The organism is Porphyrobacter sp. AAP60 (assembly GCF_001296025.1).
Classification (GTDB): Bacteria; Pseudomonadota; Alphaproteobacteria; order Sphingomonadales; family Sphingomonadaceae; genus Erythrobacter.
On record NZ_LJHV01000002.1, the window covers coordinates 598,328 to 619,339 of the forward strand.

A 21,012-nucleotide genomic window follows, 5' to 3' on the forward strand; every position below is an offset into this window, starting at 1 on the left:
CCGGACGGACTACCTTTAGGGCTCCTATTTGTAGCACACCTTGCGCGCCGCCTCGACGATGCGTGCAGGGTTGATCAGCGCCAGCTTTTCAAGGTTGGCCGCATAGGGCAGCGGCACGTCTTCGTTGCAAACCCGCAGCACCGGTGCATCGAGGTGGTCAAAGCCGTCCTCCATGCAGATGCTGATGATCTCGCTGGCGATGGAGCAGGTGGGCCAGCCTTCCTCAGCCACGATCAGACGGTTGGTTTTGGCAAGGCTGGTCAGCACGGCCTGCTTGTCGAGCGGGCGCAGCGTGCGCAGATCGATCACTTCGGCATCGATGCCCTCGTCCGCCAGCATGGCTGCCGCTTCCAGCGCCATGCCGACACCGATGGAGTAGGTGACGATGGTCACATCGCTGCCTTCGCGCACGATCCGCGCCTTGCCGATCGGCAACACGTAATCGTCCATGTCCGGCACATCGAAGCTACGGCCATAAACCAGTTCGTTTTCAAGGAACACAACCGGGTCCTGGCAACGGATGGCGGCCTTCAGCAGCCCCTTGGCGTCAGCCGCATCATAGGGCGCGATCACGATCAGGCCAGGGACGCTGGCATACCACGGGCCGTAGTTCTGGCTGTGCTGCGCGCCGACGCGTGACGCCGCGCCATTGGGGCCGCGGAACACGATCGGACAGCGCATCTGCCCGCCCGACATGTAGTTGGTTTTCGCCGCCGAGTTGATGATGTGGTCAATCGCCTGCATGGCGAAATTGAAGGTCATGAATTCGACAATCGGACGAAGCCCGCCCATCGCCGCACCCGTGCCGATGCCAGCAAAGCCATATTCGGTGATCGGGGTGTCAATCACGCGCTTGGGGCCGAATTCGTCCAGCAGGCCCTGGGTCACCTTGTAGGCACCCTGATATTCGGCGACTTCTTCACCCATCACAAAGACGCGCGGATCGCTGCGCATTTCTTCGGCCATCGCATCGCGCAAAGCTTCGCGCACGGTGGTGCTGACCAAGCTGGTGCCTTCAGGGATGGCGGGATCGGAAGCAGAGCTTTCAGCCGGAGGGGCCTTTTCTGCTTTGGGAGCAGGTGCCTTTTCTGGTGTTGGTGCAGGTGCGGGCGATTCCGCTTCGGCCGGTGCTGGCGCTGGGGTGGGAGCGGATTCCTCCCCCTCCCCTTCGATCAGCGCGATAACCGCGCCCACCGCGACATCTTCGGTTCCCGCCTCGATCAGGATCTTGGACAGCACGCCTTCGTCGATGGCTTCGAATTCCATCGTCGCCTTGTCGGTTTCGATCTCGGCAATGATATCGCCCGGCTCGATCCGGTCGCCTTCGGCCTTGAGCCACTTGGCGAGCGTGCCCTGCTCCATCGTCGGCGAAAGCGCCGGCATCTTCAGTTCAATCGCCATGGCTCAATACTCCTCCACCAGAACATCGGTGTAGAGTTCGCTCGCTTCCGGCTCGGGAGAGTTCTCGGCAAAATCGGCCGCCTCGGCCACTTCGGCGCGGATCGCCTTGTCGATGCTTTTCAATTCGTCTTCGCCCTTGCCGCTCTCGATCAGGGTCTTTTTCAACCGTTCGATCGGATCGTGATGGTCACGCTGATCCTGCACCTCCTCACGGGTGCGGTACTTGGCCGGATCGGACATGGAATGCCCGCGATAGCGATAGGTGTTGCATTCCATCAGCACCGGGCCATGGCCTGCGCGGACGTGGGCGAAAGCAACTTCGGCGGCCGCACGCACTTCGAGCACGTCCATCCCGTTCACTTCCATGCCCGGAATGCGGAACGCCGTGCCCCGGCGGTAAAACGCGGTTTCAGCTGACGACCGCTTGGTCGCGGTGCCCATCGCGTATTGGTTGTCTTCCACCACGAACACGATCGGCAGCTTCCACAGCGCCGCCATGTTGAAGGTTTCGTAGACCTGCCCCTGGTTGGCCGCACCGTCGCCGAAATAGGCAAGGCAGATGCCGCCATCCTCGTTGTACTGGTGGGCAAGTGCGAGGCCCCCGCCCAGCGCAACCTGCGCGCCGACAATCCCGTGGCCGCCATAAAACTTATGCTCGGTCGAGAACATGTGCATCGACCCGCCCTTGCCCTTGGAGATCCCGGCTTCGCGCCCGGTGAGTTCCGCCATGATCACCTTGGGATCGATCCCGTAGGCGAGCATGTGGCCGTGATCGCGGTATCCCGTGATGACGCTGTCACGATCATTATCGAGCGCGCTTTGGAGCCCGATGGCGACTGCTTCCTGTCCGATGTAAAGGTGGCAGAACCCGCCGATCAGGCCGAGCCCGTAAAGCTGGCCCGCCTTTTCCTCGAACCGCCGGATCAGCAGCATCTGGCGGTAGAATTCCATCATCTCCTCGTCGCTGGCGGCGTAACGCTTCTTCGCTTCGAAGGCGTCTTGCAGCGAATGGAGGGTGAAATCGGTATCACCGCCTTTGGGGACGGATTTCTTTGCTGCCGCGGACGGCTTGGCAGGCTGTTTGGCCAAGACAAGGTTTCCTCTCTGTGGCGCACTCGTGGGGAGGAGAAGCGCGTCGGATGCTATCATCCGTCTATAGGCAAGGTCTGGTCAGGGGCGCAACGCCAAGCCGTAGCGGAATGCGCCGAACGCATACGAAATCAGCAGATGACCGGCGCGGAAGCCTATTCGTCGTCGAGGGTAATGACGACTTCGTCTTCGCGCATCACGCCCAGTTGTTCGCGCACCAGCTCGCTGGCAAGATCGGGATCGGCGGCTTCGGGGTCGAGCAGCATCACCCGGTTACGCAAAGCATCACGCTTCTCAGTCAGGCGGGCAATATCAGCCTTGCGGGATTCGAGCGCGGAGACATTTTCGCTCCACGCCAGTACGCCGGTCGGTCCGGCGACAGCAAAGCCTGCCAGCAGCAACAGCGCAACCAGCGCCAAAGCCTGCTTCAGTCTGCTTTCCGATCCGTTATTACGCATTGCTGGCCTGATCCCCCCTGCCGAAGGTGCGACAGAATCATACTTGCCGCGCCGCTGCAAGAGCATTGCGCCAGCCCGCGCAAAAAACCGTGTGATTCAGGACGGTTTCAGTAAGACCGTGGCAGGCCGAGCACGTGTTCGGCCAGATAGGACAGGATCAGATTGGTCGATATCGGCGCAACAGTATAAAGTCGCGCCTCGCGGAACTTGCGTTCGACATCATATTCCTCGGCAAAGCCGAACCCGCCGAAGGTTTGCACGCACATATCCGCCGCAGCCCAGCTGGCTTCGGAGGCAAGCAGTTTGGCCATATTGGCCTCCTCGCCGGGATTGCCACCTTCATCGTAAACCCGCGCTGCGTGCTGCACCATCAATTCGGCAGCGCGCATCTGGGCGTAGCAACGCGCAATCGGGAATTGCACGCCCTGATTCTGGCCGATGGGGCGGGCAAACACGCTGCGATCCTTGGCGTAAGCGGTGGCTTTCCCGATGAACCACCTGGCATCCCCGATGCACTCGGCCGCGATCAGGATGCGTTCGGCGTTCATGCCTGAAAGGATGTAGCGGAAGCCCTTGCCTTCCTCCCCCACCAGCGCGCTGGCAGGGATGCGCAGATCATCGAAGAACACCTCGCAGGATGAATGGTTCATCATGGTGCGGATCGGTTTGACGCTCATGCCGTTCTGCAGGGCCGCCTGCATATCGACAAGAAAGATCGAAAGGCCTTCGGTCTTGCTCGCCGCCTCTTCGCGCGGGGTGGTGCGGGCGAGCAGCAGCATCAGGTCGGAATATTCGGCACGGCTAGTCCATATCTTCTGGCCGCTGATGATATATTCATCGCCGTCCCTGACAGCGCGTGTTTTCAGGCTGAGGGTATCGGTACCGCTGGTCGGTTCGCTGACGCCGAAGGCCTGGAGGCGCAATTCTCCACTGGCGATGCGCGGAAGGTATTCGGCCTTTTGTGCCTCGCTTCCATAACGCAGCAGCGTGTTCATGATGTACATTTGCGCATGGGCGGATGATCCGTTGCACCCGCTCGCCTGGATTTCCTCCATGATCACGCAGGCCGCCTCAAGGCTCAACCCGCTGCCGCCGTGATCTGCCGGGATCAGCGCGGCGAGGAACCCCGCCTTGGTCAGCGCGTCAACAAACTCCGCGGGGTATTCGCGCGCCGCATCCTTGGTGCGCCAGTATTCACCCGGAAATCCCTCGCACAACCCGCGAACGGCGCGGCGGATTTCGGCGAGGTCTTCGTGGCTTTGATTGTGCATGGCGGGCCTTTGTTTCGCAGATGCTCCGGCTGCTAGCCCGCACCGGCCAGCCTTGTCCACCTGACGAGAATGCCAGCACCCGCGCGATTCCCGGCAAAACTGCGCGCTGACAGGCGCTTCGTGATCCGATAGGGCGCGCGCGATGGAGCCCTCCCCCACCTATCTCACCCGCGCGCAGGAATGGGCCTTGGCCGTGACCATCGCGGTGGTGACGGCCAATGCCTATTACATTCACCCGATCATCGGCGAGGTCGCCCGCGCTTTCGGCATCGGCGCGGCAGAGATCGGGATTGTGCCGGCACTGAACCAGTTGGCGCTGGCGCTGGGCATTTTGCTGCTGCTGCCACTAGGTGATTTCTATTCCAACCGCCGCCTGTGCCTTGTTTTTGTAGCGGGTCAAACGCTGTGCCTGCTGGGCATGGTGCTGGCACAGGATTTCGTGCTGTTCACCGCCGCATCGACAGTGCTCGGCTTTTTCACCATCGCGCCTTACCTGATCCCCGCCTTCGCATCGAAACGGGTCGCGCCCGAACGCCTCGGGCAAGTCACCGCGCAGCTGACCGCCGGGGTGATCTTCGGCATTCTGGTGGCGCGCATGGGCGCAGGCATCATCGCCGAATATGCCGATTGGCACGCGGTCTATGTCGGCGCGCTGGCGCTGATGGCGGCGGTAACTGCTTTTCTTCCCATCGCCATGCGCAGCGAGGCGGCCCCGGCAAAGCAACCGCAAGCCCGATATGGCGCGCTGATCGCTTCGGTTTTCACATTGGCGGCCAAGCACCCCGATATGCGGATTTCCGCCGCGATTCAGGGGCTGAATTTCGCGATCTTCACCGCCAGTTGGCTGGCCATGGCGCTGCACCTGACCAGCCCCGCGCTGGGATATGGCACCGATGATGTGGGTTATCTGGCCGGAATTGCGGCGATCAGCATTTTCACCACCCCGCGGCTGGGGCGCTGGGCAGACAAGGTCGGGCCGCGCAAAGCCCGGCTGGTGGCAGCGGTGATCCAGTTTGCCGGGATCGCGCTGTTCTATCCCTTCGGCTTCAACATCTGGGCGCTGCTGCTGCCGCTGCTGATCGTCAACATGGTCGGCCCGACCATTGATGTGACCGGGCGGATGACAATGTTCACTCTCGCGCCCGAAATCCGCACCCGGCTGACCACCTCCTATATCGTCGTCATGTTCATCGGCGGCGCAATCGGCAGCGCGGCGGGCACGGCGGTGTACGATTCGGGAGGATGGGCGGGAACCTGCGCGCTGATGCTGGTAATGTCGGCCTGCGTTCTGGCGCTGGCCTTCCATGCAGAGCGGCGCTGGAAAGCACTGGCTTAGGCAAGAGTGGTGACCCCGGCGCGATTCGAACGCGCGGCCCCCAGATTAGGAATCTGGTGCTCTATCCGGCTGAGCTACGGGGTCCCACGCGCTTCATAGCAGCGCGGTCCTACCATTCAATTCAACTTTTCGGGCGGAGCAACCGGAAACGGCAAGGGGGCTACCGCCACACCTTCATCGATCAGCGCCCTGGCTTCGTCCAAAGTCGCCTGCCCGTGGATTGGTGCGGCATCACGCTCGCCATAATGCATCTTGCGGGCATCCTCGGCGAACTTGTCGCCCACCCAGGTACTGGCCTTGAGCGCCTCGGCCTGCGCTTTGGCCAGCGCGGCCAGGGCTTGCTGCACCTTCGGCGGAACAGGCGCGTTGGAGAGCTGCTGCGAGGCTTCGGCAGCGGCAGAAGCCTGGGCAGGCGCGCGTTCGGTCCGGGCATTGCTCTTGGCCGGAACCGCCGGAGCCATCGGCGCTTTTGTCACCGCATCCGATCCGCAGGTGGGGCAGGCGATCAGACCAAGCCCAAGCTGCTCGGCGTAATCGGCCGACGAGCCGAACCAGCCTTCGAAGCGGTGGCCGTCAGCGCAAGCGAGGTCGAAAACGATCATGGCGCTGATGTGGGAACAGGGCGGCGGTTGGCAAGAGCGGGCACCTGCGCACGCACCTCGGCGATCCGGCCAAGATCAATGTCGCAAAAGGCAAGGCCCGGCGCCTCGCCCCCCATGTCGAGCAGCACTTCGCCCCACGGATCAATGACCAGAGAGTGGCCATAGGTGGTGCGGCCATCCTCGTGCGTGCCCGCCTGCGCTGCGGCGATAACAAAGGCGCTCGCCTCGATCGCCCGGGCGCGCAGCATGACGTGCCAATGCGCCGCGCCCGTGGGGACGGTGAAGGCAGCAGGCACCGCGATAGCATCGCAGCCCCGGTCACCCAGCGCCCCGAACAGCGCCGGAAAGCGCAGGTCATAACAGATCGTCAGCCCCAGCTTGCCGACCGGCGTATCCTCGACAGCAACGACCGCCCTGCCCGGCTCGTAAGCCGCGCTTTCGCGCCACGCCTCACCATTGGCGAGTTCGACGTCGAACATGTGCATTTTGTCATAGGTGACGGGCGGGCCGAGATCGGGGTGAAAATAATGCGCCCTGTTGGCCCACTTCCCGCCTGCAGTGACGACCGGCATTGATCCGATCGCGATATCGACATGCGCCTTGGCCGCTATCACCGACAGGCGCTCGATCATCGCGGCAGGCGCGTCGCTCTCGATCCACTGGCGGGCACGCTGACGGTCGCGGTCCAGCAGCAGCGCCATTTCAGGCGTGAACAGCACAAGTGCGCCGCGTTTCGCACAGCGTTTTGCCGCATCCTCGATCACAGCGAGATTTGCCTCGGGGTCGATCCCCGAAGTCATCTGCAAGACCGCGATCGTCGTCATCAGCCCGCCAGTAGCGCGTCGAGCTTGCCGGCACGCTCCAGCGCGGCGAGATCGTCCGATCCGCCCACGTGGGTATTGCCGATGAAAATCTGCGGCACTGTCATCGCTTCCGGTGCGCGAGCGAGCATTTCATCGCGCTTTTCCCCGCCCATGGTGATGTCATGCTCGGTGAATTCAGCACCCTTCTGGCTCAGCAGCCGTTTGGCGCGCACGCAGAAAGGGCAGGCGAACTTGGTGTAGATATCGATCTTGGGGCTGGCCATGGATCCCTCTTGAAAGCTCCGTTGAACAAACCAGATAGAGCCTGTCGCCACGTTCCGCCAGTCTTGGGGAATGAAAGGTCAGACATGCGGGCGCTGCATCCGGCAGGCTCGCAACAGAACCAGATTGCTCGATCAAGAGGATTTGCAACTATGTCACGTTTCGATTTCACCCCCTATCGCCGCAGCACCGTGGGGTTTGACCGCCTGTTCGATCTGCTCGAAAACCAGGCGCGCCTCAACGCCGGTGACAATTATCCCCCTTTCAACATCTCGCGCCGCGGTGAGGACAATTACCGCATCACGCTGGCCGTCGCCGGTTTTCGCGCGGGCGATATCGACATCACCGCCCAGCAGAACCTGATGGTGGTACAGGGCCGCAAGCGCGACGAGGCCGAGGACGGGTCTGAACTGATTCACGTCGGCATCGCCAATCGCGGGTTCGAACGCCGCTTTGAACTGGCTGATTTCGTGCGCGTGGAACGTGCCGATCTGGCCGATGGCCTGCTGATCATCGATCTGGTGCGCGAAGTGCCCGATGCAATGAAGCCGCGCAAGATTGCGGTCGGCGGTACGGCGCAGCTTTCGGCGGTGCCCTCACCGGAAGATGATGACGATCAGGCTGCCAGCGCGGCCTGATTTATCCATTGCTCTGTGATTAAAAGTAAAGGGGGCGGATCTTGCGATCCGCCCCCGCGACTTGCGTCGCCCTGTCCGATCCTATCCGTCCGGGTCGCAGAAGACGGACAAAATCGGACAAGCTCGTCAACAGGGGCCAGGAGACATCCTTCCCCCGAAGTCCGCTTTCCGGCGAATGCGGAAAAGCAGTAGTGCTGACTAGGCAGCAAGCCCCTATCAAACCCTCAATATGGGGCGCGGTCTAATGCGGAACCGTAACAACGCGCAAGGCAAATCTGCAAAGTTTGTAAGAACGCGACCTCAAAAGATACAGTTGCGAAACAAACGATTGCAAGCCTCTAACAAGCAATCGTATGATATCGCCCCGACCACACTACGTGTTCACCCGTCAGCGGAAAAACCGCCGAGATTAACGCGTTCCCGCGTCAGACCAGGCGCGACTGCTCCAGCGCGGCGGCAATGAATCCGGCAAACAGCGGGTGCGGATCGAACGGACGTGACTTCAGTTCCGGATGGAATTGCACGCCGACAAACCACGGGTGGTCGGGCCGTTCGACAATTTCGGGAAGCAAGCCGTCAGGCGACATGCCTGCGAAGATAAGCCCCTGCTTTTCCAGCGGTTCAATAAAGGCGCTGTTGACTTCATAACGGTGGCGATGGCGTTCGGAAATCTGTTCGGCCCCGCCATAGATGCGCGAGGTATGGCTATTGGCGCTCAGCTTGGCCGGATAGGCGCCCAGACGCATCGTGCCGCCCAGATCCCCGCCTTCGGCGCGGCTCTGCAAGCCTTCCTTGCTCATCCATTCGGTGATGATGCCGACCACCGGCGTTTCGGTTGCGCCGAATTCCGTCGATGAAGCCCCTGCAAATCCCGCCGTACGGGCCGCCTCGATGCAGGCCATCTGCATTCCCAGACAAATGCCGAAGAAGGGAACATCGCGTTCGCGGGCGAAGCGCACAGCGGAAATCTTGCCTTCGCTACCGCGTTCACCGAATCCGCCCGGCACCAGAATGCCGTGCATCGGCTCCAACGCGGCGATGATCTGCGATTCGTCGTCACCTTCGAAGATTTCGGCGTCGATCCAGCGGATGTTGACCTTGACCCGGTTGGCCAGCCCGCCGTGAACCAGCGCCTCGTTCAGGCTTTTATAGGCGTCTTGCAGGCCGACATATTTGCCCACCACGGCGATCGTGACTTCACCCTCGGGGTTGAAATAGCGGTCGTTGACGTCTTCCCACGATGCCAGATCGGGTTCGGGGGCGTCGGAGATGCCGAATGCGCGAAGCACTTCGCGATCCAGCCCTTCGGCGTGATATTGCTGCGGCACGGCATAGATCGACGGTGCATCGAGTGCGGGGATCACGGCTTCGGCACGCACGTTGCAGAACTGCGCAATCTTGCGCCGATCGCTTTCGGGGATCGGGTGTTCGGCGCGGCACAGCAGAATGTCGGGCTTGATACCCAGGCTGGCCAGTTCGCGCACCGAATGCTGGGTCGGCTTGGTCTTCAGCTCGCCCGCCGCCTTGATGTATGGCACCAGCGTCACGTGAACAGACAAGGTCTGCAGCGGTTCCAGCTCGTTCCTCAGCTGGCGAATCGCCTCCATGAAGGGCAGCGATTCGATATCGCCCACCGTGCCCCCGATTTCGCACAGGATGAAATCGTGATCACCCTGATCGGCCAGCGCGAAAGCCTTGATCTCGTCGGTCACGTGCGGGATCACCTGCACGGTTGCGCCGAGGTAATCGCCGCGCCGTTCACGCGCGATGATGTCGCGGTAAACCCGGCCCGAGGTGATATTGTCGCTCTGCCGCGCGGAAACGCCGGTGAAGCGTTCGTAATGCCCCAGATCAAGGTCGGTCTCGGCCCCGTCGTCGGTCACATAGACCTCGCCGTGCTGATAGGGGCTCATCGTGCCAGGGTCGACATTGAGATAGGGATCGAACTTGCGGATGCGGACTTTATAGCCACGCGCCTGCAGCAACGCCGCGAGGCTAGCTGCCATGAGACCTTTGCCAAGCGAGGAGACCACGCCGCCGGTGATGAAAATGAACCGCGCCATGGGAGTTGGGCCTTAAGCGTCAGGAGGGATTCGGGGCAAGCGAATTGCGGTGCGCAAAATCACGCCATCCACAATACTGTTAGATTTTCGCCGGGCAGCGATGCCCGCCGCGGCCTTATTCGGCCAGCGGATCATCACCGGCAGGCGCAGCCGGAGCGGTCTGCGCGGGTGCATCAGCGGGCGCTGCAACCGGAGGGGCGACCGGATCGGCCAGCAGATCGGGCGCGCCGCCCGTGCTTTCCACGTTGCGATCAAGGGTCGATGAGATCCCGCCCACACGGCTTTCACGCACGGCCAGCGCAGCCAGCACGATCGAGAGAACCACGAAAGTCACGGCCAGCCACTTCGTCGCGCGGGACAGAAAGTCTGCCGCACCGCGCGCGCCGATGCCGCCCGAGGGGTTGTTGCCGATGCCCAGCCCGCCCCCTTCGGAACGCTGCATCAGCACGACGCCGACCAGCGCAGCAGCCACGAGGGCCTGAATCACGGTAAGGAAGATGAACAGGGACATGCAATAATCTCGTGGCGAGGGCGCACAGGGCGCCCGGTTGCGTTTGTAGCGCGCCATGTAGGCCTACACAGCGCCCGCGACAAGTGCGCCGGACGGCAGGCCAACAGGCGGCAGATCGGTTCAGCCGTCGAACGGCTCGCTGGCGGCCAGCGCAATGCCCATCAGGCTGTCGGCAGTAAGGCTTGCCCCGCCCACCAGCGCCCCGCCTACATCGGGAACGGCGAAGATTTCGGCGGCGTTTTCGGGCTTTACCGATCCGCCATAGATGATGCGCACCTCGGCCCCTTGTTCATCGCCGAACAGTTCGATCAGCAGCGCGCGGATGGCGCTGTGCATTTCGGCGATGTCATCGGTGGTGGCTGCCGTACCGGTGCCGATGGCCCAGATCGGTTCATAGGCAATGGTCAGCCGCTCGGCCACGTCTGCGGGCATCTCGTCTGCGGGCGGGAGCGAGGCCTTGAGCTGGCGCTTCACAAAGGCGACTGCCTTGCCCGATTCGCGGGTTTCGGCGCTTTCACCGCAGCACATGATGATGCGCAGGCCTACCGCCAGCGCGCTTTGCGCTTTGGCGCGCACGATTTCGTCGCCTTCGGCGTGACCCTGCCGCCGTTCCGAATGGCCCAGGATCACGAACTTCGCGCCGGCATCGGCGATCATCGTGGCAGAAATATCGCCGGTAAAGGCGCCGCCTTCGGCTTGGTGGCAATCCTGCGCGCCCACGGCGATCTGTTCAGCTTCGCGGTGGATCGGATGGATCAGCGTGAACGGCGGCGCCAGCGCCACTTCGACCTTCATGTGGCGCTGCGCCGCACGATCAATCGCGCGCGCTTCGGACAGCATCGCGCGGGTGCCATGCATCTTCCAGTTTCCGACAATATAGGGTCGGCGGGTCATGACTATATCCTGCAAGGTATAAAAAAGAGAGGGTTAGCGGCCGGAAGCCGTGATTCTGTTGTTGCTGTAGTGCTCCGGAGCCGCGTGCGCTAGCCGAGGACGGTTTGCTAGTCAAAAGACGTCGACACCTGTTGCCGCGCGGTCGCAGGGCCTATAAAGCGCCCACGCGCCGCGACCTTCGCGGCACTTCAGCGGGATGGCTTGCTGTCCCGTCCACCGCCAGCTCCGGATGGGGTCAGATACGCAATGCTTTCGTTCTTCCGCCGTTTTTTCCAGTCGAAGATCGGCCTGCCGATCTTTCTTGCGTTTCTGGCCTTGATGGCGCTCGCCTTTGCGGCGGCGGACATCGGCGGCAATGCCACCTTTGGCGGCGTTTCGAACAGCGACCGCGCAGCGGTGGTGGGCGGCGAAGGCGTGCCCTTGTCGGATGTGACCGTGGCGGCCAACACCGCGCTGGCACAGGTGCGCGAACAGGACGCCACGCTGACCATGCCGGAATTCATCGCTCAGGGCGGACTGGACGAGGTCATCACCCAGCTGATCGATCGCTACACCGTGGGCAATTACGCCGAGAAATACGGTCTGCGTGCCGGCGAAAATCTGGTGAACAGCGAAATCCTCAAGATCGGCGCGTTTCGCGGGCTGACGGGCGAGTTCGATGTGCAGGCCTATCAGGCAGCGCTGCGCCAGCGCGGGCTGAATGATGCGATTTTCCGCCGCGATCTGGTGGACGGGCTGCTTGAACAGCAATTGCTGCAACCCGCCGTGGCGGTGCCGCAGCTGCCCGAAAAGATCGCCCGCCAATATGCGGCTCTGGTGCTGGAAAAGCGCAAGGGTGAAATCGCGCTGATCCCCAGCACCACCTTCGCGCCCGCCGGTAACCCGACCGATGCGCAGTTGACCGCATGGTACAACGACAACCGCACCCAGTTCATCCGCCCTGAACGCCGCACCCTGCGCTTTGCGGTGTTCGGCGAGGACCAGTTGGAGGTCAACGCCGCCCCCACCGACGCGGAAATCGCCGCCCGTTACAAGCGCGATGCCGCCAAGTTTCAGGCAAGCGAGCGCCGCGCTGTCACCGCTTTTGTCGTGCCGACGCAGGATGCGGCCCGCGCATTGGCAGCGCGGATTCGCGGCGGGGTTTCGCTCGAAGCTGCCGCCCGCGAAGCCGGTTTCTCCGCATCGCCGGCTGAATTGCGCGACCGTGAAACCATGGCGGGGGCGACCAGCTTTGCCTTTGCCGAGGCCGCCTTCAAGGCAGCCGAAGGCGGGATTGTCGACCCGGCACAGGGTACGCTGGGCTGGTATGTCGCGCGGATCGACCGGATCGAGCGCACGCCTGCCCGCACGCTGGCGCAGGCCACGCCCGAAATTACCGAACAGCTCACCACGGAAAAGCGCAGCGCAGCCGTGGCCGATCTTACCGCCGAAATCGAAAGCGAGATCGACGGCGGCACCGCGCTGGCCGAAGTTGCCAAGGCTTATGGCCTGACGGTGGAAACCACCCCTGCATTGCTCGCCAACGGGCAGGCCTTCGGTCAGCCGCAGGCGCAGATCGTGCCGCAATTGTTCCCGGTTCTGGCAACTGCATTCCAGATGGACGAGAGCGAACCGCAGCTGGCGCAAGTGGGCGATTCCCAGGAGTTCGTCATCTTCGAGGTCGCCCGTATCGAAGAAGCCGCCGCTCCGCCGATCGCACAGGTGCGCGAAGCCGCTATCGCCGGGTGGAAGCGAGCGCAGGGCGCAACGCTTGCCAAGGCCGCAGCCGAGCGGATCATGGCCAAGGCGCGCGGCACAACCACACTTTCCGCCGCCATCGCCGCGGAAAACAAGCCGGGCATCGAACGCGAAGTGATCGATCTGGAACGCCGCCAGCTACTCGCCAGGCAGCAGGGTAATCTGCCGCCGCCGCTGGTGCTGATGTTCAGCATGGCCGAAGGTTCGGTCAAACTGCTCGAAGCGCCGCGCAATCTGGGCTGGTATGTCGTCGCGCTGGAAGACATCAGCACCAGTCCGGTCGATTCCGAACCCGGTCTGGTGCAGCAAACCCGCCAACAGCTGGGCGCGGCCCTGTCGGACGAATACCGCCGTCAGGCGACCGCTGCGATGCGCACTGAACTGGGCGTGACCCGCAACGACAACGCAATTGCCGCCCTGCGCAAGCAGTTGGCGGGCGAGCAATAAGCGCCGGTGTGATCGCTTCGTGACCGCATCTGCCACCGGCCTGCCCGAAAACGCCGCCGCCGCCATTGCCGCCCTGCGCGAAGGACGCGCTGCGCTGGTCTGGCGCCGGATCATAGCAGACAGCGACACGCCGGTAGGCGCGGCGCGGCGCTTGATCGTGCCGGGGCGCGGCGATTTCCTGCTCGAATCGGTGGAAGGCGGCGAAGTGCGCGGGCGTTACAGCCTGCTCGGGATTGATCCCGATCTGGTGTTCCGGGCCAGGGGCGCAATGGCGGAAATCAACCGCGAATGGCGCACCGACCGCGAGGCCTTCGCCCCTTTGGCAGGCAATGCGCTGGCAGAATTGCGTGCGCTGGCCGATGCCTGCCGGATCGACCCGATGCCCGAAGGCCTGCCGCCTGCGCTCGCCTGCCTCGTCGGCTATCTCGGATACGAGACCATCGGGCTGGTCGAAACCCTGCCCCGCGCCGCCGATAGCCCGCTGGAACTGCCCGACATGCTGTTCGTGCGGCCCACGGTCATTCTGGTGTTCGACGGGCTTACCAATGCGCTGTTCGCCATCGCGCCGATCTGGGAAGCGAGCGATCCCCAGGCCGCCGTCGAGCGTGCTGGCGAGAGGATCGATGCCGCGCTCAGCCAGCTTGCGCACCCATCGCCTGCTGCCGATCACACCGCACTGCCTGATGCCCTGCCCGATCTTTCGCCGGTGATTGCGGCGGAGGATTACAAGGCAATGGCCCTGCGCGCCAAGGACTACATCCTCGCCGGAGACATATTCCAAGTGGTGCTGGCGCAGCGCTTCACGTGCCCCTTCCCGCTCCCCCCGCTGGCGCTGTACCGCGCATTGCGGCGGGTGAACCCTTCACCGTTCCTCTATTTCCTCGATCTGCCGGGCTTTGCGCTGGTGGGATCGAGCCCCGAAATTCTGGTGCGGGTGAGAGAAGGCGAAGTCACCATCCGCCCCATCGCCGGAACGCGCCCACGCGGGGCCACGCGAGAGGAGGATGTCGCCAACGAAGCCAGCCTGCTGGCCGATCCCAAGGAGCGCGCCGAGCATCTCATGCTGCTTGATCTGGGGCGCAATGATGTGGGCAGGGTCGCGGCAGCGGGGACGGTCGAAGTGACCGACAGCTTCACCATCGAACGGTACAGCCACGTGATGCACATCGTCAGCAATGTCGTGGGCCAGCTTGATCCGTCGAAAGACGCGCTCGATGGCCTGTTTGCAGGCTTTCCGGCAGGCACGGTTTCGGGTGCGCCCAAGATCCGCGCCTGCCAGATCATCGCCGAACTGGAGCCGGAAACACGCGGCGCTTATGCAGGCGGGGTCGGCTATTTCGCGCCCGATGGCAGCCTTGATTCGTGCATCGTGCTGCGCACCGCAGTGGTGAAGGACGGGGTGATGCACGTGCAGGCAGGCGCAGGCATCGTCGCCGATTCCGATCCCGAATATGAACTGGCCGAATGCCGTGCCAAATCTGGCGCGCTGATCGCGGCCGCACGCGAGGCGGTGCGCGTTGCGGGCGAACCGGGGCATGGTCAATGATCCGCCGTTTTGCTCTTGTCGCTGGCCTCGCCATAATCGCGCCTGCTTGCACCGAAGCCCCGGCGGGCGAGCCGGTGGTTCGCACCATGCTTGATGGCTCCGACCCTGATGCAGCCCTGCCCTCGCCCACAGCCACGCCGTCACAGGCCGCTGGCCCTTCGGATTGCCGCGAAGTGGTGTTCGAGCAGGCGTCGCTGACGCACTGCGTGGCCGATCCGGCAAAACACCGCATTGCCATGGCCAATCTGGGCGCTGACAAGCAACCATTCGCATCGCTTTCCGCCTTCGCCGGCAGTGTCGATGCCGCGACCATCGCCTTTGCCATGAACGGCGGGATGTATGGCGATGATCTCAAGGCCATCGGCTATTACGTCCAGAACGGCGAGCGGCTGGGCGAATTGAACCGGGCCGAGGGTACGGGCAATTTCTACATGAAGCCCAACGGCGTGTTCTTCGGCACGGGCGGCACATGGCAGGTGCTGGGCAGCAACACCTTCTTCAACACCGTGGGGGATCGTCCGCAATTCGGCACACAATCCGGGCCACTGCTGCTGGTGGACGGCAAGCTGCACCCCGATATTCAGGACAATGGCCCGTCAAAGGCCATCCGCAATGGAGTCGGCGTGGACGCCAAGGGCAAGGCGCATTTCGTGATTGCAAACGCGCCGGTCAGCTTCGGGCAACTGGCGCGCTATTTCCGTGACGAGGTGAAGGTGGCCAACGCGCTTTATCTCGACGGCGCGGTGTCATCGCTGTGGGATCCGGCAAGAGAGCGTATGGATGGGGGCCGCGTCGGGCCGATCATCGTCGTGACTCGTATCGGGAAGATCGGGCGGGCGGAGGCAGCGCAATGATTCTTGTCATCGACAATTATGACAGCTTCACCTTCAACCTTGTCCATTACCTGATGGAACTGGGCGCCGAGGTGCAGGTGGAACGTAATGATGCGCTGACCGCCGCCGAAGCCTTGCGGACCAACGCGTCAGGCTTCCTGATCTCGCCCGGCCCCTGCACGCCCAACGAGGCCGGGATCAGCCTTGATCTGGTGGCGGCCTGCGCGGATGCGGGCAAGCCTTTGATGGGCGTGTGCCTCGGCCATCAGGCGATCGGCCAGCATTTCGGCGGAACAGTGCAGCGCGGCGGGCTGATGCATGGCAAGACCTCTCCGGTCACGCATGACGGGACGGGGGTGTTCGCCGGCCTGCCATCACCGTTCATCGCCACGCGCTATCACAGCCTTGAGGTGGTGGACGTGCCGGAGGTGCTAATCGCCAATGCCTTTGCTGAAACACCGGGCGTCGATCATCCTTCCGTGATGGGCTTCCGCCACGCCAGCCTGCCCATCCATTCCGTGCAGTTCCACCCCGAAAGCATCGCTACCGAGCATGGCCATGCACTGCTTGCCAATTTCCTGGCGGTGTGCGGGCTGGAACCGGCGCTGCCCGAAAGGCTGCGGGCGTGAGCGTGCTCCCCGATGTGACCGCGCCTTTGAGCGAGGGCGAGGCCGAAGCCGCTTTCGGCACCCTGCTCGACGGCGCACCGTCCGAGGCCGATATCGAGGCCTTCCTCGTCGCCCTGTCGGCGCGGGGCGAGACTGCCGATGAAATCGCAGGCGCGGCGCGGGCGTTGCGGGCTCGGCTGATCCCCATCAACGCCCCCGAAGGCGCGATCGACGTGTGCGGCACCGGCGGTGACGGACACCACACGTTGAACGTCTCGACCGCCGTCAGCCTCGTGGTCGCGGCCTGCGGCGTTCCGGTCGCCAAGCACGGCAACCGTGCCGCATCGTCCAAGGCGGGCGCTGCCGATACGCTCGAAGCGCTGGGACTCGACATGGACGCCGCCGGGCGCACGGCCGAGAAAACCCTCGCCGAAATCGGCATCTGCTTCCTTTTCGCCAAAAACCACCATCCGGCGATGGCGCGCATCCAGCCCATCCGCCTGAAAATCGGCAAGCGCACGATCTTCAACCTGATGGGCCCGCTGTCGAACCCCGCCAAGGTCGAAAGCCAGCTCATCGGCATCGCGCGGCCCGCCTATGTCCCGATCTATGCGGGCGCGCTGGCGCGGCTCGGCACCGGCCGGTCGCTGATCGTTTCTGGAGATGAAGGGCTCGACGAGCTCAGCCTTGCAGGCGGCAACGAAGTTGCGGTGGTCACCGGCAATGCCTTCACCATGGAGAGGGTCTCTGCCAGCGCGGCCGGCCTTCCCCACGCCCCGGTCGAAGCGATCAGAGGCGATGATGCCGAGCACAACGCCGCTGCCCTGAAAGCGCTGCTGATGGGCACGCCCGGCCCCTATCGCGATGCGGTGCTGTTCAACGCCGCCGGCGCGCTGCTGGTCGCGGCACGGGGAGCAAGCTGGCGCGACCGGGCGGCAATGGCCGCCGAAGCGCTCGATTCCGGCCGCGCCCAAGCACTGCTGCAACGCTGGATTGCATTGGCCCAATGAAACCTCAACCACGTGAGAACATGAACAAACTCGAAGAAATCTGCGCCGCCAAGCGCGAAGTGGTCGCCGCCCGCAAGCTGGCGATCAGCGATGCGCAACTGGCGCTCGCCGCGCGCATGCAAACCGCCCCGCGTGGGTTCGAGGCTGCACTGCGCGCCCGCGCCGATACAGGTTACGCCCTGATTGCCGAGGTCAAAAAGGCCAGCCCTTCGAAAGGCCTGATCCGCGCGGATTTCCGCCCGGCGCAGCACGCCGCCGCCTATGAGGCGGGCGGCGCAGCCTGCCTTTCCGTCCTGACCGACGCGCCCTATTTCCAGGGTCACGAGGATTACCTTGTTGCCGCGCGTGCTGCCTGCACCCTGCCGGTGCTGCGCAAGGATTTCATAGTCGATCCGTGGCAATGCCTTGAAGCCCGCGCCATCGGGGCCGACGCGATTCTGATCATCGTCGCTGCGCTGGAAGACAGCGCGATGGCCGAAATCGAAGCCGCTGCCCGCGAACAGAACATGGATGTGCTCGTCGAAGTGCATGACGAGGACGAGTTGGAACGCGCCGCGCAGCACCTCAAATCGCGCCTGATCGGGGTCAATAACCGCGATCTGAAAACCTTCACCACCAGCCTCGCCGTGACTGAACGGCTTGCCCCGCTGATGCCCGAAGGCACGCTGGTAGTGGGCGAAAGCGGGATCAACACGCCGGCCGATCTCGCCCGCCTCGAAGCGGCAGGCGTGCGCACCTTCCTTGTCGGCGAAAGCCTGATGCGGGCTGACGATATTGCGAGTGCCACTGCCGAGCTGCTCGCGCCACAAGCGGCGGCATGAGCGATAAACTCACCCACCTTGATAGCGAAGGCGCCGCGCACATGGTCGATGTCGGCGGCAAGGCCTCCACGGCCCGCCGCGCTATCGCATCGGGGCGGATCACCATGTCGGCTGCGGCGCTCGAAGCGATCCGCGCAGGCGACGCGCCCAAGGGCGATGTGCTGGGCACAGCGCGCATCGCCGGAATTATGGCGGCCAAGCGCACCGGCGATCTGATCCCGCTGTGCCACCCGCTGGGGCTGGAAGCGGTCAACATCGATTTCACTTTCGAAGAAAACGCCATCCGCGCCATTGCCACCGCTTCGCTGACTGGCAAGACCGGGGTGGAAATGGAAGCGATGACAGCGGCTTCCATCGCACTCCTCACAATATATGACATGGCGAAGGCGATTGATAAGGGCATGGTGATCGAAGGCGTGCGCCTGATCGAGAAGACCGGCGGCAAATCGGGCGACTGGAAAGCCAGCCTTTGAGCACTCTGCTGGGCCTTGAAGACGCACAGGCCCGGCTGCTGGCGCTGGCGCCGCAATTGCCGCTTGAGGCCGTGCCTGCACAAGCCGCGCTGGGCCGCATCATCGCCAACGATCTGCGCGCCGCCCGCACGCAACCTGCTGCCGATCTTTCCGCAATGGATGGTTATGCGATTGGCGGCGGCGATGGGCCATGGACGCTGACAGGCGAAAGCCGCGCCGGTGCGCCGTATGGCGGCGTACTGGACGCTGGCGATTGCGTGCGGATCTCAACCGGCGCAGTGGTTCCCGATGGCGCCGACCGCGTGTTGTTGCAGGAAGATGCGGATGTGACCGGAACCAGCGTCACCGCAACTGAAATACCCCCGCCCGGACGCCACATCCGCAGGCGCGGGTTCGATTTCAACGCAGACGATCTGGTGCTGGCCCAAGGCACGATGATGACGCCAGCGCGCATCGCGCTTGCCCTTGCGGCGGGGCATTCACAAGTGCTGACCCCGCGCCGCGTGCGGGTAGTTGTGATGGACAGCGGCGATGAACTTGCCGCTGATCCGGCAAATTGCGCTCCTCACCAAATCCCCGCCAGCAACGCCGCCATGATTGCCGCTATGCTCGCATCGCTGGGCTGCGAGGTTACGCGGATCGGCCCGGTGCCCGATTCCCGCACAGCGCTGGCTGCCGCGCTGGCAAAGGCCGAGGCTGCGGATATCCTGATCACATCGGGCGGAGCATCGGTGGGGGATCATGATCTGATCAAGCCGGCATTGGCTGAATGGGGTGCTGAAACCGCGTTCTGGAAGGTCGCGATCAAGCCGGGCAAGCCACTGCTGGTGGCAACACGCGGATCGCAGGTGATCCTTGGCCTGCCGGGCAATCCTGTATCGTGTTTCGTGACCACCTTCCTCTTCGTCCTGCCGCTGGTCCGCGCAGCTTTGGGCGATCCTGATCCTCTGCCCCGCAGCGTCATGTTGCCCGCAAACGAAGACCTGCCTGCCGTGGGCAAACGCCGGGAGTTTCTGCGCGCCGTCAGTAAAGGGGGCACCGTGCAGTTGGCGGGATCGCAGGATTCCTCTGCTCTCAGCGCGCTGGCAGCGGCCGATTGCCTGATCGACCGGCCAGCGGGCGCTCCCGGCGTTGCCGCAGGCGCGCCCGTTCCAGTGTTCTACCTCCAGAATGGCTGAATCGTGCGGGTTTGCGCCGGGGTGTGCTTGACACTGTTCTTCTGGTTGCCTAATTGTTCCTTGTTCGTTCACCTTAATGACGAGCATGTTAGTGCACGCAACGCACCTTTGGCCCGCCGGGCCGGTGCCTCTTGGCGCACGTGAGCGATTGGTGCCGGGCTGCAAGGCCGGGCGCATATGCGACCAAGGGAGACTTGATCTATGCTGACCGCCAAACAGCACGAACTGATCCGCTTCATCCAGCAGCGGCTGGAAGAAACCGGGATCTCGCCCAGTTTCGAAGAAATGAAGGAAGCGCTCGATCTCAAGAGCAAGTCGGGTGTTCACCGGCTGATTTCCGCACTGGAAGAACGCGGGTTCCTGCGCCGCCTGCCCAACCGTGCCCGCGCGCTCGAAGTGATCCGTGAGCCGGGCGATACGACCCCTGCCCGCAGCATTCCGGCAAGCGACAATGTGGTGGCGATGCCCTCGCCAGTCGCCCGTGCGCCGCAAGCGGCCAATGACGTGATCGAACTGCCTTTGCATGGCCGGATTGCGGCCGGTGCCCCGATCGAGGCGCTGGAAGGCCAGAGCACGTTGCCTGTCCCTGCTGCCTTGCTCGGCCCGGGGGAGCATTATGCGCTTGAGGTTTCCGGCGATTCGATGATCGACGCCGGGATTTTCGATGGCGACTTTGCATTGGTGAAGCGCACCAACTCCGCGCGCGATGGCGAAATCGTGGTCGCGCTCGTTCGGGGTGAGGAAGCGACGCTGAAATATCTGCGCAAGGAAGGCGGCCAGGTCCGGCTCGATCCGGCCAACGCCGCCCATGATCCGCAGTTCTACCGCCCTGATGAGGTTGAAGTGCAAGGCAAGCTGGCCGGCCTGCTGCGGCGCTATCACTAAGGGCTGAAACGGGCCGGAACCGATGAAACGCACGAAATGGTTTTACGAAAACCGGCGTGAAACATTGGCTCCGGCCTGATTGTCCTTTTGTTTGAATACTTTGCGGGACAATTGTTTCACGCAAGG

21 protein-coding genes and 1 tRNA gene are annotated in these 21,012 nt (G+C 63.4%); 11 read left to right on the forward strand and 11 right to left on the reverse strand.

The genetic code is table 11. From position 1 onward, the window contains the following. Positions 1-24: 24 nt before the first annotated feature. The 4 genes from IP79_RS03420 to IP79_RS03435 all read right to left on the reverse strand — a co-directional run bounded on the left by IP79_RS03420 (position 25) and on the right by IP79_RS03435 (position 4,219). The gene (locus IP79_RS03420; protein ID WP_054117812.1) at positions 25-1,401 is read right to left on the reverse strand and encodes a pyruvate dehydrogenase complex E1 component subunit beta; all 1,377 of its coding nucleotides are present in this window, start codon (positions 1,399-1,401) and stop codon (positions 25-27) included. A 3-nt stretch (positions 1,402-1,404) separates the two neighbouring features. Further along, entirely contained in the window at positions 1,405-2,490 is a 1,086-nt protein-coding gene (gene pdhA, locus IP79_RS03425; protein ID WP_054117813.1) for a pyruvate dehydrogenase (acetyl-transferring) E1 component subunit alpha, read from the reverse strand. A 155-nt stretch (positions 2,491-2,645) separates the two neighbouring features. Next, positions 2,646-2,948, reverse strand: a complete 303-nt coding sequence (locus tag IP79_RS03430; RefSeq protein ID WP_054118013.1) for an FtsB family cell division protein — start codon at positions 2,946-2,948, stop codon at positions 2,646-2,648. Between the two features lie 107 nt (positions 2,949-3,055). Then, entirely contained in the window at positions 3,056-4,219 is a 1,164-nt protein-coding gene (locus IP79_RS03435) for an acyl-CoA dehydrogenase family protein (protein ID WP_054117814.1), read from the reverse strand. A 142-nt stretch (positions 4,220-4,361) separates the two neighbouring features. On the opposite strand from IP79_RS03435, the gene IP79_RS03440 reads away from it, so the two are divergent. Then, complete coding sequence (locus tag IP79_RS03440; protein WP_054117815.1) at positions 4,362-5,555, forward strand: MFS transporter; 1,194 nt, start codon at positions 4,362-4,364, stop codon at positions 5,553-5,555. Positions 5,556-5,562: 7 nt separating this feature from the next. On the opposite strand, the gene IP79_RS03445 is transcribed toward IP79_RS03440, so the two are convergent. The 4 genes from IP79_RS03445 to grxC form a co-directional block, all read right to left on the reverse strand. Continuing rightward, positions 5,563-5,639, reverse strand: a tRNA-Arg gene (locus IP79_RS03445). A gap of 32 nt (positions 5,640-5,671) precedes the next feature. Next, complete coding sequence (locus IP79_RS03450; RefSeq protein WP_054117816.1) at positions 5,672-6,157, reverse strand: DUF1178 family protein; 486 nt, start codon at positions 6,155-6,157, stop codon at positions 5,672-5,674. Next, complete coding sequence (locus tag IP79_RS03455; protein WP_054117817.1) at positions 6,154-6,981, reverse strand: carbon-nitrogen hydrolase family protein; 828 nt, start codon at positions 6,979-6,981, stop codon at positions 6,154-6,156. Before IP79_RS03455 ends, IP79_RS03450 begins: the two co-directional genes overlap by 4 nt. After that, on the reverse strand, positions 6,981-7,244 hold the full coding sequence (gene grxC, locus IP79_RS03460) for a glutaredoxin 3 (protein ID WP_054117818.1): 264 nt from the start codon (positions 7,242-7,244) through the stop codon (positions 6,981-6,983). The genes IP79_RS03455 and grxC overlap by 1 nt, the downstream gene beginning before the upstream one ends. A gap of 150 nt (positions 7,245-7,394) precedes the next feature. Here grxC and IP79_RS03465 point away from each other — a divergent pair, with 150 nt between their 5' ends. Beyond that, a complete protein-coding gene (locus IP79_RS03465; RefSeq protein ID WP_054117819.1) occupies positions 7,395-7,880 on the forward strand; it encodes an Hsp20 family protein in 486 nt (161 codons plus the stop codon). 425 nt (positions 7,881-8,305) lie between these two features. On the opposite strand, the gene IP79_RS03470 is transcribed toward IP79_RS03465, so the two are convergent. The 3 genes from IP79_RS03470 to tpiA form a co-directional block, all read right to left on the reverse strand. Then, the gene (locus tag IP79_RS03470; protein WP_054117820.1) at positions 8,306-9,943 is read right to left on the reverse strand and encodes a CTP synthase; all 1,638 of its coding nucleotides are present in this window, start codon (positions 9,941-9,943) and stop codon (positions 8,306-8,308) included. 115 nt (positions 9,944-10,058) lie between these two features. Beyond that, complete coding sequence (gene secG / locus IP79_RS03475; protein ID WP_054118014.1) at positions 10,059-10,448, reverse strand: preprotein translocase subunit SecG; 390 nt, start codon at positions 10,446-10,448, stop codon at positions 10,059-10,061. 126 nt (positions 10,449-10,574) lie between these two features. Further along, positions 10,575-11,348 carry a triose-phosphate isomerase gene (gene tpiA / locus IP79_RS03480; protein WP_054117821.1) on the reverse strand — a complete coding sequence of 258 codons (774 nt, stop codon included), beginning with the start codon at positions 11,346-11,348 and terminating at the stop codon, positions 10,575-10,577. Positions 11,349-11,594: 246 nt separating this feature from the next. Here tpiA and IP79_RS03485 point away from each other — a divergent pair, with 246 nt between their 5' ends. From IP79_RS03485 to lexA, 9 genes are all read left to right on the forward strand, one after another. Then, positions 11,595-13,532 carry a peptidylprolyl isomerase gene (locus IP79_RS03485; protein WP_054117822.1) on the forward strand — a complete coding sequence of 646 codons (1,938 nt, stop codon included), beginning with the start codon at positions 11,595-11,597 and terminating at the stop codon, positions 13,530-13,532. Between the two features lie 19 nt (positions 13,533-13,551). After that, on the forward strand, positions 13,552-15,078 hold the full coding sequence (locus tag IP79_RS03490; RefSeq protein ID WP_233994061.1) for an anthranilate synthase component I family protein: 1,527 nt from the start codon (positions 13,552-13,554) through the stop codon (positions 15,076-15,078). Beyond that, on the forward strand, positions 15,075-15,932 hold the full coding sequence (locus tag IP79_RS03495) for a phosphodiester glycosidase family protein (protein ID WP_054117823.1): 858 nt from the start codon (positions 15,075-15,077) through the stop codon (positions 15,930-15,932). The genes IP79_RS03490 and IP79_RS03495 overlap by 4 nt, the downstream gene beginning before the upstream one ends. Beyond that, the gene (locus IP79_RS03500; RefSeq protein ID WP_054117824.1) at positions 15,929-16,540 is read left to right on the forward strand and encodes an anthranilate synthase component II; all 612 of its coding nucleotides are present in this window, start codon (positions 15,929-15,931) and stop codon (positions 16,538-16,540) included. Before IP79_RS03495 ends, IP79_RS03500 begins: the two co-directional genes overlap by 4 nt. Continuing rightward, positions 16,537-17,529, forward strand: a complete 993-nt coding sequence (gene trpD / locus IP79_RS03505; RefSeq protein ID WP_054117825.1) for an anthranilate phosphoribosyltransferase — start codon at positions 16,537-16,539, stop codon at positions 17,527-17,529. Before IP79_RS03500 ends, trpD begins: the two co-directional genes overlap by 4 nt. Before the next feature lie 20 nt (positions 17,530-17,549). Continuing rightward, the gene (gene trpC / locus IP79_RS03510; RefSeq protein ID WP_054117826.1) at positions 17,550-18,350 is read left to right on the forward strand and encodes an indole-3-glycerol phosphate synthase TrpC; all 801 of its coding nucleotides are present in this window, start codon (positions 17,550-17,552) and stop codon (positions 18,348-18,350) included. Next, on the forward strand, positions 18,347-18,823 hold the full coding sequence (moaC, locus tag IP79_RS03515; RefSeq protein ID WP_054117827.1) for a cyclic pyranopterin monophosphate synthase MoaC: 477 nt from the start codon (positions 18,347-18,349) through the stop codon (positions 18,821-18,823). The genes trpC and moaC overlap by 4 nt, the downstream gene beginning before the upstream one ends. Then, entirely contained in the window at positions 18,820-20,001 is a 1,182-nt protein-coding gene (locus IP79_RS03520; RefSeq protein ID WP_054117828.1) for a molybdopterin molybdotransferase MoeA, read from the forward strand. Before moaC ends, IP79_RS03520 begins: the two co-directional genes overlap by 4 nt. 201 nt (positions 20,002-20,202) lie before the next feature. Then, on the forward strand, positions 20,203-20,886 hold the full coding sequence (lexA, locus tag IP79_RS03525; protein WP_054117829.1) for a transcriptional repressor LexA: 684 nt from the start codon (positions 20,203-20,205) through the stop codon (positions 20,884-20,886). The last annotated feature ends 126 nt before the right edge of the window (positions 20,887-21,012 follow it).